11 protein-coding genes are annotated in these 14133 nt (G+C 73.1%); 6 read left to right on the forward strand and 5 right to left on the reverse strand.

Annotation, left to right across the window (positions count from 1 at the left end; translation table 11 throughout):
- The first annotated feature begins 110 nt into the window (after positions 1-110).
- The 3 genes from iolB (at position 111) to ACZ5GT_RS04960 (ending at position 3743) form a co-directional block, all read left to right on the forward strand.
- Complete coding sequence (iolB, locus tag ACZ5GT_RS04950) at positions 111-1001, forward strand: 5-deoxy-glucuronate isomerase (protein WP_469014269.1); 891 nt, start codon at positions 111-113, stop codon at positions 999-1001.
- Positions 1001-2887 (forward strand): 3D-(3,5/4)-trihydroxycyclohexane-1,2-dione acylhydrolase (decyclizing), encoded by a 1887-nt coding sequence (gene iolD / locus ACZ5GT_RS04955; RefSeq protein WP_469014271.1) that lies wholly within the window; start codon positions 1001-1003, stop codon positions 2885-2887. The genes iolB and iolD overlap by 1 nt, the downstream gene beginning before the upstream one ends.
- 70 nt (positions 2888-2957) lie before the next feature.
- Positions 2958-3743: a GntR family transcriptional regulator gene (locus tag ACZ5GT_RS04960; RefSeq protein WP_469014272.1), complete on the forward strand. Its 786-nt coding sequence runs from the start codon at positions 2958-2960 to the stop codon at positions 3741-3743.
- Here ACZ5GT_RS04960 and ACZ5GT_RS04965 read toward each other — a convergent pair.
- Positions 3733-5544 carry an ABC transporter ATP-binding protein gene (locus ACZ5GT_RS04965; RefSeq protein WP_469014274.1) on the reverse strand — a complete coding sequence of 604 codons (1812 nt, stop codon included), beginning with the start codon at positions 5542-5544 and terminating at the stop codon, positions 3733-3735. The genes ACZ5GT_RS04960 and ACZ5GT_RS04965 overlap by 11 nt on opposite strands.
- A 163-nt stretch (positions 5545-5707) precedes the next feature.
- Positions 5708-6862 carry a Gfo/Idh/MocA family protein gene (locus tag ACZ5GT_RS04970; RefSeq protein WP_469014275.1) on the reverse strand — a complete coding sequence of 385 codons (1155 nt, stop codon included), beginning with the start codon at positions 6860-6862 and terminating at the stop codon, positions 5708-5710.
- 122 nt (positions 6863-6984) lie between these two features.
- Here ACZ5GT_RS04970 and ACZ5GT_RS04975 point away from each other — a divergent pair, with 122 nt between their 5' ends.
- The 3 genes from ACZ5GT_RS04975 to ACZ5GT_RS04985 all read left to right on the forward strand — a co-directional run bounded on the left by ACZ5GT_RS04975 (position 6985) and on the right by ACZ5GT_RS04985 (position 9911).
- A complete protein-coding gene (locus ACZ5GT_RS04975) occupies positions 6985-7992 on the forward strand; it encodes a LacI family DNA-binding transcriptional regulator (RefSeq protein WP_469014278.1) in 1008 nt (335 codons plus the stop codon).
- Between the two features lie 153 nt (positions 7993-8145).
- Positions 8146-9369, forward strand: coding sequence for a hypothetical protein (locus ACZ5GT_RS04980; protein WP_469014280.1), 1224 nt, complete (start codon positions 8146-8148; stop codon positions 9367-9369).
- Positions 9369-9911 carry a hypothetical protein gene (locus tag ACZ5GT_RS04985; protein ID WP_469014282.1) on the forward strand — a complete coding sequence of 181 codons (543 nt, stop codon included), beginning with the start codon at positions 9369-9371 and terminating at the stop codon, positions 9909-9911. The genes ACZ5GT_RS04980 and ACZ5GT_RS04985 overlap by 1 nt, the downstream gene beginning before the upstream one ends.
- Before the next feature lie 11 nt (positions 9912-9922).
- Here the strand turns inward: ACZ5GT_RS04985 and ACZ5GT_RS04990 are convergent, their stop codons facing one another.
- The 3 genes from ACZ5GT_RS04990 to tnpA form a co-directional block, all read right to left on the reverse strand.
- On the reverse strand, positions 9923-11929 hold the full coding sequence (locus ACZ5GT_RS04990; RefSeq protein ID WP_469014283.1) for an ATP-binding protein: 2007 nt from the start codon (positions 11927-11929) through the stop codon (positions 9923-9925).
- Positions 11930-12376: 447 nt separating this feature from the next.
- A complete protein-coding gene (locus ACZ5GT_RS04995) occupies positions 12377-13585 on the reverse strand; it encodes an RNA-guided endonuclease InsQ/TnpB family protein (RefSeq protein WP_469014285.1) in 1209 nt (402 codons plus the stop codon).
- Positions 13582-14010 (reverse strand): IS200/IS605 family transposase, encoded by a 429-nt coding sequence (gene tnpA / locus ACZ5GT_RS05000; RefSeq protein ID WP_469014287.1) that lies wholly within the window; start codon positions 14008-14010, stop codon positions 13582-13584. The genes ACZ5GT_RS04995 and tnpA overlap by 4 nt, the downstream gene beginning before the upstream one ends.
- Positions 14011-14133 lie beyond the last annotated feature (123 nt).

Raw genomic sequence — 14133 nt, forward strand, 5'->3', positions numbered from 1 at the left:
ACGCCCTGCGCGGTGCGCCGTGACGAGTCGCGTGCCGTGTCCTGTGCTGTGACCTCTGACGGGCTCGCCGACCCGCCCGCCGACCCGCCCGTCGTGACCCGGAGGAACCGATGACGTATCACCTTCCCGCCGGAAAGGCCGAAAATGGCCCGTACGCCGTGGACGTCTCCCCCGAGAAGGCCGGCTGGGGCTACTCCAGCCTGCGTGTGCTCCGGCTGCCGCCGGGCGGCACGCACACCTTCGACACGGGCGACAGCGAGTGGATCGTGCTGCCGCTGTCCGGCGGCTGCACCGTCGCCGCCGACGACGACTTCGGCCACGACACCTTCGAACTCACCGGCCGCGAAAGCGTGTTCACGGCCGTCAGCGACTTCGCGTATGTGCCGCGGGACGCCCGGGTGACCGTCTCGTCCGCCGGCGGCGGGCGGTTCGCGCTCACCGGGGCGCGCTGCAGCCGCAGGCTGCCCGCCCGTTACGGGCCCGCCTCCTCGGTGCCGGTCGAACTGCGCGGCACCGGCAACAGCAGCCGCCAGGTCAACAACTTCGGCGCGGCCGGCGTCTTCGAGTGCGACAAGCTGATCGCGGTGGAGGTGATCACCCCGGGCGGCAACTGGTCGTCGTTCCCGCCGCACAAGCACGACGAGCACCGCCCCGGCGAGGAGTCGGTGCTCGAGGAGATCTACTACTTCGAGTTCGCCGCCCACGACGCCGTTCCCGGCCTCGGCTACCAGCGCGTCTCGCCCTCCGGCCACGGCCGGGGCACCGACGTCCTGGCCGAGGTGCGCGACGGCGACGTCGTCCTCATCCCGGACGGCTGGCACGGGCCGTCGATGGCCGTGCCCGGCCACCACATGTACTACCTCAACGTCATGGCGGGCCCCGAGGCCGAGCGCGCCTGGCTGATCTGCGACCACCCCGATCACGCCTGGATCCGCGGCACCTGGCCCGACCAGCCCGTCGACCCCCGTCTCCCCCTCTACACGGCACCGGAGAAGTCCTGATGAGCACCCCCACCCGCCGCCTGACCGTCGCGCAGGCCCTGGTGCGTTTCCTGTCCGTCCAGTACACCGAGCGCGACGGCGTACGGCACCGGCTGATCGCCGGCACCTGGGGCATCTTCGGGCACGGCAACGTGGCGGGCATCGGCCAGGCCCTCCTGGAGGCGGGCATCGGACCGGACGCGGCGATGCCGTACCACCAGGGCCGCAACGAGCAGGCCATGGTGCACGCGGCCGTCGGTCACGCCCGGCAGCTCAACCGCCTGTCCGCGCAGGCCGTGACCACCTCCATCGGGCCCGGCGCCACCAACCTGGTCACCGGCGCCGCCCTGGCCACCGTCAACCGGTTGCCGGTCCTGCTGCTGCCCGGCGACTACTTCGCCACCCGCGCCGCCGACCCGTTGCTGCAGCAGCTGGAGCACCCCACCGAGGCCGACGTCTCCGTCAACGACACCCTGCGCCCGGTCTCCCGGTACTTCGACCGCGTCACGCGCCCCGAGGCGCTGATCCCCTCGGCGCTGAACGCCGTGCGGGTCCTCGCCGACCCGGCCGAGACCGGCGCGGTGACGCTGGCCCTCCCCCAGGACGTGCAGGCCGAGGCGTACGACTGGCCGGAGGAGTTCTTCGCCGAGCGGGTGTGGCACGTGCGGCGGCCCGCGCCGGACCCGGCCGAGCTGGCCGCGGCCGTCGACGCGATCCGCGCGGCGCGCCGCCCGCTGATCGTCGCGGGCGGCGGCGTCCACCACAGCGAGGCCGAGGAGGCGCTGAGGGCGTTCGTGGACGCCACCGGTATCCCGGTCGCCTCCACCCAGGCGGGCAAGGGCTCGCTGCGCCACGACCACCCCGCCGACCTGGGCGGCATCGGCCACACCGGCACGGCAGTCTGCGACGACATCGCCCGCACCGCCGACCTGGTGATCGGCGTCGGCACCCGGTACACGGACTTCACCACCGCCTCCGGCACCCTCTTCCAGAACCCGGACGTGCGGTTCGTCAACCTCAACATCGCCGCGTTCGACGCGCACAAGCTGGCCGCGCGGACGGTGGTGTGCGACGCGCGGGCCGGTCTGGAGCGGCTGACCGAGGCGCTCACCGGCCACCGCGTCGACGCCGGGTACGAGGCGGAGTACGGCGCGGGCAAGGAGCGCTGGGAGCAGGTCGTGGAGGCCGCCTACCGCGCAGCCGACGACAGTGCCGTGCCCACCCAGACGCAGGTGCTCGGCGCGCTGGACGCGGTCGTCGGCGACGACGACGTGGTGATCAACGCGGCCGGTTCGCTCCCTGGCGACCTGCACAAGCTGTGGCGGGCGCGGAGTCCGCGCCAGTACCACCTGGAGTACGGCTTCTCCTGCATGGGCTACGAGATCCCGGCCGCGCTCGGCGTCCAGCAGGCCGCGCCCGGCACCCCGGTGTGGGCGCTGGTCGGCGACGGCACCTACCTGATGATGCCGACCGAGATCGTCACGGCCGTGCAGGAGGGCCTGCCGGTCAACCTGCTGCTCATCCAGAACCACGGCTACGCCTCCATCGGCGGCCTGTCGGAGAGCGTCGGCGGCGAGCGGTTCGGCACCGCCTACCGCTACCGCGCCGCCGACGGCACCTTCACCGGCGACCCGCTCCCCGTCGACCTGGCCGCCAACGCGGGCAGCCTCGGCATGGACGTGCTGCGCGCCAAGACGGTCGGCGAGCTGCGCTCGGCGCTCGCCGCGGCCCGCGCCTCCGACCGGCCGACGTGTGTGTACGTCGAGACCGACACCGCCGGCCCGGCCGCTCCCCCGGCCGAGGCCTGGTGGGACGTGCCGGTCGCCGAGACCGCCTCCCGCGAGGCCGCGGTGCGGGCCCGGGAGGAGTACGACCGCCAGGTCGCCGACCGCCGCCGCCACCTGTGAACTCCACGCTCACGTAAGGCCCTTCGGTTTCCCAGCCACTCCTGACACACCATCACAGGGAGGTACGGCCATGGCGAGGACCAGTGGCTCCGCACGTGCCACGAACGCCGCCGCGCTCGACTCGCTGGACTTCGCCCTGGACCGGGGCAGTCCCGTACCGCTGTACTACCAGCTGGCGCAGCAGCTGGAGGCGGCGATCGAGCACGGGGCCCTCGCCCCGGGCAACCTGCTGGGCAACGAGGTCGACCTGTCCAGCCGGCTGGGCCTGTCCCGGCCCACCGTCCGCCAGGCCATCCAGTCCCTGGTCGACAAGGGGCTTCTGGTGCGCCGCCGCGGCGTCGGCACCCAGGTGGTGCACAGCCAGGTCAAGCGCCCGCTGGAACTCAGCAGCCTGTACGACGACCTGGAGGCGGCCGGGCAGGGGCCGACCACCGAGGTGCTGCGCCACGAGCACCGGCCGGCGTCCGCCGACGTGGCGGCCGCGCTCGGCGTCGCGGAGGGCAGCGAGGTCGTCGCCCTGGAGCGGCTGCGCAGCACGCACGGCCATCCGGTGGCGTTCCTGTGCAACTACCTGCCCGCCGCCCTGCTCGAACTCGACACCGCCCGGCTGGAGTCGACGGGCCTGTACCGGCTGATGCGCACCGCCGGCATCACCCTGCACAGCGCCCGGCAGACCGTCGGCGCCCGCTGCGCCACCGCCGAGGAGGCCGCCCGCCTCGACGAGAAGGAGGGCGCCGCCCTGCTGACCATGCAGCGCACCGCGTACGACGACACCGGCCGGCCGGTCGAGTACGGGTCGCACGTCTACCGCGCCTCCCGGTACGCGTTCGAGTTCCAGCTGCTGGTCAGACCGTGACGGACGCGCCGGGGCTGTCGTCGAGGAAGCCGCCCGACTGGTGCTGCCACAGTCTCGCGTAGGCGCCGTCCCGCGCGAGCAGCTCCTGGTGGGTGCCCTGTTCCACGATCCGTCCGCGGTCGAGGACGACGAGCCGGTCCATGGCGGCGACCGTGCTGAGCCGGTGCGCCACCACGAGCGCCGTCCGCCCCTCCATCAGCCGCCACAGCGCCTCCTGGACCAGCACTTCGCTCTCCGAGTCCAGGGCGCTGGTCGCCTCGTCCAGCAGCAGGATCGGCGCGTCGCGCAGGATCGCCCTGGCGAGCGCGACGCGCTGGCGCTGACCGCCGGACAGCTTGACGCCGCGTTCGCCGACCATGGTCTCCAGGCCCTCCGGCAGCGCGTCGGCGAACTCCGTGACGTGCGCCGCCTCGGCCGCGGCGCGGATCTCGGCGTCGGTGGCGTCCGGGCGGGCGAAGGCGATGTTCTCCCGCAGGGTGCGGTGGAACATCGCCGGCTCCTGCGGGACGTAGGCGATCAGACCGCGCAGGTCGGCCTGGCGGAGCCGGCTGATGTCCCGGCCCCCGATCAGGATCCGGCCGCCGTCGATGTCCGTCATCCGCAGCAGCAGCCGGGTCAGGGTGGACTTGCCGCCGCCGGACCTGCCGACCAGGCCGATCCGCGCCCCGCCGGACACGTCCAGGTCCAGGCCCTCGAAGAGCGGTTCGGCGCCCGTGTGGGCGAAGGTGACGCGCTCGAAGCGGATGTCGGCGGCGCTGGTGGGCGGGGGCTGCGGCGACGGCGGGTCGAGGACGGTCGGCGGGGTGTGCAGCAGCTCGGTGAACTGGGCGGCCTCCGTCATGGCGCTCTCCAGGCGCCGGTAGATCTGGTTGAACTCGAACATGATGCGCGTCGCGTTGGTGTAGTAGGTGAAGGCGACCACAACCGCCTCCACGCTGTGGCCGCCCCCGCCGAGCGCGATCGCGAGCAGCAGGCCCAGCGCGTTGGTCAGCACGGACAGCGGCGCGACCAGTGTGTCGATGCGCAGGTTGCCGTAGTCCCATGACCTGAGCGTCAGGCGCCGGGAGTGCGCGACGCGGGAGCGGTGCTCGGCGGCCTCGCGTTCCTCGGCGGCGAACGCCCGGACGGTGTCCATGTTCATCAGGCTGTCGGCGACGTGGCCCGACACCCGCGCGATCGCCTCCTCGCGCTGTCGCACCAGCGACTGACGGCGCCGGATGAGGGGCGCCACGCACAGCGCCGTGACGCCGATCATCACCAGCAGCCCGACGACGAGCCACGGTTCGTAGCGCCACAGCACCACCGAGCCGAACATCAGCGGCACCAGGCTGCCCACGATCTGGAAGGTGAGGGTGTCGACGAACGCCTCGAAGCGGGAGGCGAAGCTCAGCACCCGCTTGGTCAGCGACCCGGCGAAGTTGTCGTGGAAGAACGCGGCGTCCTTCGCGAACAGCTCGTCCATGCCGATCACGTACAGGTGCTCGATGCCGAGGGCGTCGAGACGGTTGAGGCAGTGCAGGCCTATGCGCCACAGCGCCTCGGCGAGCAGCAGCACGCCGGCGAAGGCGAGGACGTAGGGCAGCGCCGCGTCGAGTGCGAGGCCCGCGCCGCCGGCGATGCGTCCGGCGAGCTTCGCGACGGCCAGCGGCGCGAGGTAGTTGATGCCGATGTTGCCGAGCGCGGGTAACAGCATCGCCGGCAGCGTGAGCCACCTCAGCCGGGTCAGCTCCCGTCCGTAGTACCGCAGTGCGAGCAGCACCGAGCCCTTGCCCGGCACGACGCGTGATTCAGCCGATCCCATGACCACCCCGAGACGTCGTACGGCAGCCCGCCACGTGCTGCCGCAAGGCCTCGAAGTGTCCCGCCACGGCGCTGACGCGGTCCATGCGTTTTTCTCGGCCGACGTGGCCTGTCCCGCACCCGCCCGTCCGTCCTTGACCTGCGGTTTCGTGGATTTCGTGGGCTCAGTCCAGGGTGACCCAGGTCCCCCGTTCGGCGGAGCGCGTCATGGCGTCGAGTGCTACCGCGCTCGCCACCGCGTCGCCCAGTGTCGCGCCGTGTGCGCCGCCCCCGGCGATGGACCGCAGGAAGTGGCGGGCCTCCACGACCTTCAGGTCGTCGTAGCCCATGGCGTTGGCCGAGCCGGGCTGGAACGCGGCGTACTCGCCGTCGCCCGGGCCGACGTAGCGGGTGGTGACGGGCTGGTCCTGGTAGTCGGTGCCGCGGCTGACGCCGAGTTCGCCCATGCGGCGGAAGTCCCAGAAGAGGGCTCCGGTGGTGCCGTGGATCTCGAAGCCGTAGTTGTTCTGCTCGCCGACCGAGACCCGGCACGCCTCCAGGACGCCGCGGGCGCCGGAGGCGAAGCGCAGCAGGCAGCTGACGTAGTCGTCGTTCTCGACCGGGCCGAGCTCGCCGCCGGCCGCCCTGGTGTGCCCGGCGGTGGCGCCGGCCGGACGCGCCCGCTCGGGGACGAAGACGGCCGTGTCGGCGGTCAGGGACGCGATGTCGCCGAGCAGGTACCGGGCCAGGTCCACACCGTGCGAGGCGAGGTCGCCCAGCACCCCGCTGCCGCCGCGCAGGCGCTCGTAGCGCCAGGTCAGGGCGCCTTCGGGGTGGGCTGCGTAGTCGCTGAACAGCCGGATGCGGACATGGGTGACGGCGCCGATCGCGCCGGCGGCGATCAGCTCGCGGGCCGCTTCGACGGCGGGCGCGTTGCGGTAGTTGAAGCCGACCGTGCCGTGCACGCCCGCCGCGGCGGCGGCGTCGGCGACGGCGCGGGCGTCCTCGGCGGTCAGGCCCACCGGCTTCTCGATCCAGATGTGCTTGCCCGCCGCGGCCATCGCCACGCCGATCTCGCGGTGCAGGAAGTTCGGGGCGGTGATGCTCACCGCGGCCACCCGCGGATCGGCGGCGATCTCGCGCCAGTCGTGGAACGCGGAAGCGAAGCCGTAGCGCCGCGCGGCCTCCTCGGCGCGGCCCGGCACCTCGTCGGCGACGGCGACCAGTTCCGGCCGCAGCGGCAGCTCGGGGAAGTGGTGCGGCAGGCGGCTGTACGCCTGCGTGTGCACCCGCCCCATCCAGCCGAACCCCACGACGGCGACGCCGAGCGTATTCACCATGACAGCCCCTCTTTGGACCGATCCAAAAGCCTGCGCTCACCATGGTTGCCGCTTCCATGAGGTGTCAAGGCCCTGCTTCGGGGGCTTTACAACTCGGAGGCGCCTATGGAACGGTCCACACCATGAGCGCTCCGACCATCCGGGACGTCGCCGCGCGGGCCGGCGTCTCCAAGTCCCTGGTGTCTCTGGTGCTGCGCGGCGCCCAGGGGGTGCGGCCGGAGAAGCGGGCGGCGGTGCTGGCCGCGGTCGAGGAGCTCGGCTACCGGCCCAACGCGGCCGCGCGCAGCCTCAGCGAACGGCGCACCCGCACCGTCGGCGTGCTCCTGAACGACCTGCGCAACCCCTGGTTCGTGGAACTGCTCGACGGCCTCAACTCCCGCCTGTACGACAGCGGTCTGCACACGCTGCTGGCCGACGGCCACCTCAACCGGCGACTCGGGGAGGACCTCACCCGGACCTTCGCCGAACTGCGCGTCGACGGCCTGGTCGCGGTCGGCACCCTGCACGACCCGGGGGCGCTGCGCGCCGCCGCCGGGCGGGTCCCCACCGTCGTGGCGGGCACCCGCGAACCGATGCTGCCCGGCGTGGACCTCGTCGCGGGCGACGACGAACTCGGTGCCCGGCTGGCCACCGAGCACCTGATCGCCCTCGGCCACCGGCACATCGCCCACATCGCCGGCCGGGGCGCGGTCGGCGACCTGCGCCGCCGCAGCTTCGAGGCCACCATGCGCGAGCACGGGCTGGCCGCCACGGCGATCGTGGAGCGGGGCGACCTCACCGAGGAGGGCGGCTACCGGGCCACCGTCCGGCTGCTGAGCCGCCCGCGCCGGCCCACCGCCGTCTTCGCGGTGAACGACATGACCTGCGTCGGCGCCCTGTCCGCCGCCGAGGAGAGCGGCCTGCGGGTCCCCCGCGACCTCTCCCTCGTCGGGTACGACAACACCTATCTCTCCCGCCTGCGGCACCTGTGGCTGACCACCGTCGACAACGCCGGCCACGAGGTGGGCCGACGTGCCGCCCAGCGCCTCCTGGAACGCATCGAAGCCCCGGACCGCCCCGCACGGGTCGACCTCGCCGTACCGGCGCTGGAGGTCCGCGGCACCACGGCCGCGCCGGCGAGCGCCGCCTGACGACGGCTGCCGCGGCCGCGGGACCTGCGGTCGGCACGACGGGCGGCCCGCTGCAAGGTTTCCGCAAGGTCCCGGCAGGTCTTCCGTCCACCGGCGGGGGCAGAGGCTCGCCGAACGGGCCGAGCCGGGCCCGCACGGACAACGGGGGACATCATGTCCGCACTGCGGAAAGGCACGGAAGCGTCGGTCGAGGGACGCGAGTGGCTGACGCTCGTCGAGCGCAAGACGGTACTGGTCGTCGTGCACACCCTCACCTACGGAAAGCGTCTGGTCGACGTCCTGTCGCTGCTGGAGGCCGACTTCAGGCTGCAGGTGGTGTTCACCGCCCCGCCGCACGTCTTCGGGGACGAGGTGCCTCGCTTCCTGCAACTGCTGGGCGGCGCGGTGCTGCCCTGGGAGGAGGCCGTGCGGATGAGGTTCGACCTGGCCCTGGCGGCCGGGCCGCGCGGCGTCGAGAGGATCTCCGCCCCGCTGATCACGCTGCCGCACGGGGCCGGTTACCTCAAGCGTCTGGACTCGGGGCCGCACACCGGTGTGGCCGGGCTGCGGCGGCAGGATCTCGCCCCCGGCGGCCGGCTGCCCGCCGCCGTCGTGGTGCCCCACCACGGCGAACTGGCCGTCCTGGCACGGCACTGCCCGGAGGCGCTCCCGCTCGCCCACGTCGTCGGGGACCCGGTGCACGACCGGATCGCGGCGAGCCTGCCGCTGCGCGCGGACTACCGCCGGGCCCTGGGCGTCACGGACGACGAGAAGCTGGTGGTCGTCGTCTCGACGTGGGGCACTCGCTCGGCCTTCGGCCGGCTCGAGGCCCTGCTGCCCCGGCTCGTGGCGGAACTGCCCCCAGGCCGGTTCCGGTCCGTCGTCCTGGTGCATCCCAACGTGTGGTCGGGGCACGGTCACTGGCAGGTCAGGGCGTGGCTGGCGCGCTGCGCCGGGCGGGGCGTCACGCTCGTGCCCCCGGAGGCGGACTGGCGCAGTGTCCTGATCGCGGCGGACTGGATCATCGGGGACCACGGTTCCGTGACGCTGTACGGCACGCTCACCGGCGCGCCCATCCTGCTGGCGAGCGCGCCGGAGCGGGAGATCAACCCCGCGTCGCCCGCCGCCGCGCTCGCGGTGACCGCGCCGTTCCTGTCCCCCGCCCATCCGCTCCTCGGCCAGCTGCGCTACGCGGCTGACGAATACCGTCGGGAGGAGTACGCGGCGATCGCCACGCGCATCACCTCGGAGCCCGGCCGCTTCAACCGCAACATGCGGCGGCTCATGTACCGCCTGCTGGGACTGGGCCGGCCCGCTCACGAACCGGAGACGGCCGCCTTGCCGGAGCCGCCGTCGCTGACGGCGTGGGAGCGCGGACACCGCGGGGTTCCGGCGTGATGCGCATCGTCTCGGTCCGGCTGGAGACGCCGCGGCCGCACGCCGGGGTCGTCCGCCCCGGCGCCGTGCCGGACCTGTGGCTCGGCGTGCGGTCGGCCGGGCGCCTACGCCTCCATCACCTGCTGGCCCGCGTCGGCCGCCCGGCACCCGCTGCCGACGGCCCGCGGTACGACACGCACGACACGCACGACACGGATGACATCTACGACACGGACGAGCACGTCGCCGCGGAGGTGGCTCCCGGGAGCCGGTGGCCCGCCGTCTGTGCCGACGTGCTGCACGATCGGCACCCGCACGCGTTCGCCGACGCGGCGCGCCGGCTGGACGACATCGCGGCCGCTCATCCGGGTTGCCGGCTGGTGGCGGCGCCGCTGGCCGCGGGCGGCTGGGCGGTCGCCGGGGGAAGGAGCCGGACGGTGGTGCCGCTGGCCCACCGGGTACGGCCGGACGAGCCGCTGCTCGCGTCCTGCCTGCACGCCTGGCTGGCGACGGGACACACGCTGGAGGAGATCCAGGACATCCGGGTGCTGCACGGCACGTGAGGAGGCGGCTCCTACGAGCCCCGCATCCGGCGTGCGTCCGCCGGGCTCGTGGTCTCGTACAGGGCGAGGGCTCGGCCGTGGAAGTCGGCGGCGGCCGTGTCCGCGCCCTGTTCACGCGCGGTGTCGCCGAGCATCTCCAGCGTGCGGGCCTGCCAGTGGACGGCTCCGGAGGCCGTGAACACCGCCAGCGCCTCCTCCAGCTGCGCGGCGCCCGTCCGGTAATCGCCGGTCCGGGCCCGGGCCCGGCCGAGGAAGGCGAGGGCGCGGGCCGCGTCGTGCGGGTCGGACACGGCGAGGAGCTCGGTCCGGGCCCGGGCGAAGCAGGCGACGGCCCGCTCGGGATCCTGCTGGGCGAGGGCGACCTCGCCGAGCAGGACTCGGGCCAGGGCGACTCCGCGCCGGTAGCCGCATTCCTCCCAGGTCGCCACCGCGCGGTTCAGATACGGCACGGCTTCGGCGGGGCGTCCCGCCTCGTAGTGGCAGCCACCGAGGCCGAGCAGTGCCTGCCCCTCGTCTCGTGCGTCACCGGCGTCCCGGGCCGCCCGCAGGGACGCCGCGTACCAATCGGCGGCGTCGTCGAGCCGGCGGGCGGCGCTCAGACCGATGGCCCCGGAGTTGAGCATCTGCCGTTCGGCCTCCCGGTGTCCGTCCCTGCGGGCGGCTTCCAGGCCGATGCGGTGGGCCTCGATCCACAGGTCGTAGTGGCGCAGCCGGAGGAACAACGGCCACATGGCGTCGACGAGTTGCCAGGCCGTGGCGTGCCAGTCCCGCTCGGCGGCCAGCCGCAGGACCGCCATGAGGTGGGCGCGCCGGTCGTTCAGCCAGCGCAGCGCCCCGGCCTCGTCCGTGAAGGGGACGGGCAGCCGGGAGGGGTGGGCGTAGTCCCGGTCCAGCGTCAACTGGGCCGGTGTGATCTGGCGTTGGGCCTCGGTGGCGGTCCGGAGGTACCAGTCGGCGACCCGCCGGAGCACGCGCTCGCGGTCCGCGTCGGTGTCGGTCGCGGTTGCCCGGTCATGGGCGTGGACGCGGACCAGGTCGTGGAAGCGCACCGTGTCCGGGCCGGTCTCCTCGAGCACGTTGGCCTCGACGAGTTCGTCCAGCCGGCGTTCCGCCCATTCCAGGGACTCCGCGCAGGCCGCGGCGACCGTCCGGACGTCGAAGTCGGGCAGGGGCAGCAGACCGAGTGCCCGGTACGTCCGGGCCGCCTCGGCGCCCAGCACGGCGTACGACGCGTCCAGGGCCTTGCGCACGGTGGCCTCCCCCTCGACTTCCAGCGCGGCCAGGCGGCCGGCGTCCGGCGTGAGCGCGTCCGCGAGTGCGGCGACCGGCTGTCTCGGGCGGGCGGCGAGCCGGGCGGAGGCGAGGCACACGGCGAGGGGCAGGCCCGCGCAGAGGTCCACGACCTGGCGGACGGCCGGCAGTTGACCCGATACGCGGCTCTCGCCCGCACCCCGGATGAACAACTCCAGCCCCGCCGCGGGCCCGAGCGCCTGCAACCGGTGGAACTCCGCTCCGTCCAGCCGCAATCCGGTCAGCCGATGCCGACTGGTCACCACGACGAGGCCACCGGGTCCGGCGGGCAACAACGGCCGGATCTGCGCCGCGGAGAAGGCGTTGTCCAGCATGACCGCCAACCGCAGGTCCGCGGTGACGGTCCGCCACAGGGACGCTCTTTCCGCCAGTTCCATGGGCACGGCCCAGCCGCCGAGCGCCCGCAGGAACCGCCCGAGCACGTCCCCGGGGTCCGCCGGCCCGTCCGCGCGCCCGTCGGCCGGTCCGTCCGCCCGTCCGTCGGCCGGTCCGTCCGCCACGTGTCCGCGCAGGTCGGCGTACAACTGCCCGTCGGGAAAGTCGGACCGGTGCCGTCGCAGCCACCGCGAGACCAGGGTGGTCTTGCCGATGCCGGCCGGGCCGTTGACCACGATCAGCGGCTGGGTGGAGCCGGTGTCCAGGTGTCGTGCGAGGAGCCGGTCCAGGGCGGCCAGTTCGTCCTGGCGGTTCGTGAAGTGCGCTGGCACGGGGAGGAGTTGGCGGGGCGTCGGCGGGGGTGGGGGTGGAGGCGGGGCGCTCTGGATCCGGATGCCGCCTTGGACGTCGCGTGCCTGGATGGTGGGCCCGTTGAGCTGGGCCGATCCGCTGATGGAATTCCGGCTCCGGCTCCCTCCGCCGTCCTGCCCCGCCGCGCTCATGGTGTCCGCCCCCCGGCCGGTCGCCCGTTCCCTCGGTCCAGTCGGTCCTACCCGCGCCGCACCCCGGACGATGCGGACCGCGCGGGCCGGCCGCGCCGCGGAGCCACCTTTCGGCCAGCCCGCGGCCGTACCTGGAAACACCCTCCGCCGCCTGTCATGCTCGTCGCTCCATGACATGCCCGATTTCCTCTGCACAGTTCGTCGATGTGGTCGGACCAGCCGGAGGCACTGGTGACTCCACCCACGCGTAAACGCGCGGGCTTCCTACGTCGGTGGCTAAGCCGCCGCGCAGAGGACCAGCCCGGCCCTGTTGAGGACGTTCGTCGCGCCGACGTGGTCCGCGTTCGCCGCGAACCCGCACGCCGTGCATTCGAACCTCGCTTGGGTGACGCGGTTCCCCTTCGCGACGTGCTCGCACTCGGGGCACGTGCGGGAAGTGTTGCGCGCGTCCACCGGGACCACGAGGCGACCGGCACTCTCAGCCTTGTTCGCCAGGATTCCGAGGAACTGCGCCCAACCCGCGTCGAGGATGCTGCGGTTGAGGCCGGCCTTCGCGGCAGCCCCGTTCGGCAGGAACACGCCGGGCTGCTCGGGATCGGCCTTGGGCGCGGGGCTTTTGATCATGCCCGCCGTGTTGAGCCGCTCGTGCGCGATCACGTCGTGGCCGGTGATGAGCGTGCGGGCGGTCTTGTGGTGGAAGTCGGCGCGCTGCCGCCGGATCTTGGCGTGCAGCTTGGCGACCTTTCGGGCCGCCGCGCGGTGGTGCTTGGTGCGCTGCCGGGTCCGCTTCGGGAACCTGGCGAGGTTGCGTTGTGCCACGGCCAGCTCCTCAGCCATCGCGGTGAGGAATCGCGGGTTGGCGACGTGTTCGCCGTCCGAGGTGGTGAGGAAGTGGGCGACACCCATGTCGATGCCGACAGTCGCCCCGGTGGGCGGCAGTTCCTCTGCGGGCACGTTGCCGCAGGACAGGACGATGTACCAGCGGGCTCCCTCCCGCTTCACCGCGATCGTCTTGACCCGGCCGCGCACGGGCCGGTGCTGGTGCACACGGACGTGTCCGACACCCTGGATGCGGACGCGGGTGACGGGATCGTGGGGGGTGGAGTCCCATCGGCAGCCATCGCCGTCCTTGGGGAAGGTGACGGTGTCGAAGTGCCCTGCGCCCTTGAACCGGGGGTAGCCCGGGGCCTGCCCGGCCTTGACCCGGCGGAAGAACGCCTGGAACGCCTTGTCCAAGCGGCGCAGGGTGGCTTGCTGGGAGGAGAACGACCAGCGGCCCTGCCGCTCCGGATCGAACGCCCGGATCTCCTTGAGCTGGGCGGACTGTTCCCCGTAGCGGACGGTGGTCTTGGAGGTGTGCCGGTAGGCGTCCCGGCGTTCCTGGAGGGCGCCGTTGTACAGGGAGCAGTGGTCCCGCAGCATCTCGCCGAGCGCGGCCGTCTGACGGGACGTGGGGCGCAGGAGGAACTTGTACGCGCGGATCACGAGCCGTCCCCGCTCTTCGACGGGCGTTCCCACTGGGTGTCGATGTACTTCTCGACCGTGGCCGCCGACACGGCGCCGACGGAGGCGGCGAAGTACGACGACGACCACAGGGTGGGCATCCGTGACTTCAGGTGCGGGAACTCCTCGCGCAGCACGCGGGATGTGAAGCCCTTGAACTGGTTCGCCACGTACGAGGCCGACGACTTCGGGTCGTGCTTCACGAACAGGTGCACGTGGTCGGGCATCACCTCAAGTGCGATGACCTCCCACCCGCGTTCGTCGGCCTTCTGCCGGATCAGCTCCTCCAGCCGTTCCCCGACCCGTCCGCCGAGGACCGGACGGCGGTACTTCGGGCACCACACCACGTGGAGCCCGAGGTCATACACACCGCCGGAGAATCGGCGAACCTTCCTGGTCACAGCCACACGACGACTATACACACACCGCATGTCTAGCGCGGCAGAAAGGCCGGCTCAGGTGAACAGTGCAGATCCGTACACCCAGTTGCGGTCAGAGCAGGACTCAGAGGCCATTCCCCACCCCGCTGA

The organism is Streptomyces sp. NPDC031340, from assembly GCF_055569945.1.

Bases quoted from the DNA above. Each gene is read 5' to 3' on its own strand.
- iolB (WP_469014269.1), top strand. From the start codon at position 111: ATGACGTATCACCTTCCCGCCGGAAAGGCCGAAAATGGCCCGTACGCC.
- ACZ5GT_RS04975 (WP_469014278.1), top strand. From the start codon at position 6,985: ATGAGCGCTCCGACCATCCGGGACGTCGCCGCGCGGGCCGGCGTCTCC.
- ACZ5GT_RS04970 (WP_469014275.1), bottom strand. From the start codon at position 6,862: ATGGTGAATACGCTCGGCGTCGCCGTCGTGGGGTTCGGCTGGATGGGG.
- ACZ5GT_RS04980 (WP_469014280.1), top strand. From the start codon at position 8,146: ATGTCCGCACTGCGGAAAGGCACGGAAGCGTCGGTCGAGGGACGCGAG.
- ACZ5GT_RS04960 (WP_469014272.1), top strand. From the start codon at position 2,958: ATGGCGAGGACCAGTGGCTCCGCACGTGCCACGAACGCCGCCGCGCTC.
- ACZ5GT_RS04965 (WP_469014274.1), bottom strand. From the start codon at position 5,544: ATGGGATCGGCTGAATCACGCGTCGTGCCGGGCAAGGGCTCGGTGCTG.
- ACZ5GT_RS04985 (WP_469014282.1), top strand. From the start codon at position 9,369: ATGCGCATCGTCTCGGTCCGGCTGGAGACGCCGCGGCCGCACGCCGGG.
- iolD (WP_469014271.1), top strand. From the start codon at position 1,001: ATGAGCACCCCCACCCGCCGCCTGACCGTCGCGCAGGCCCTGGTGCGT.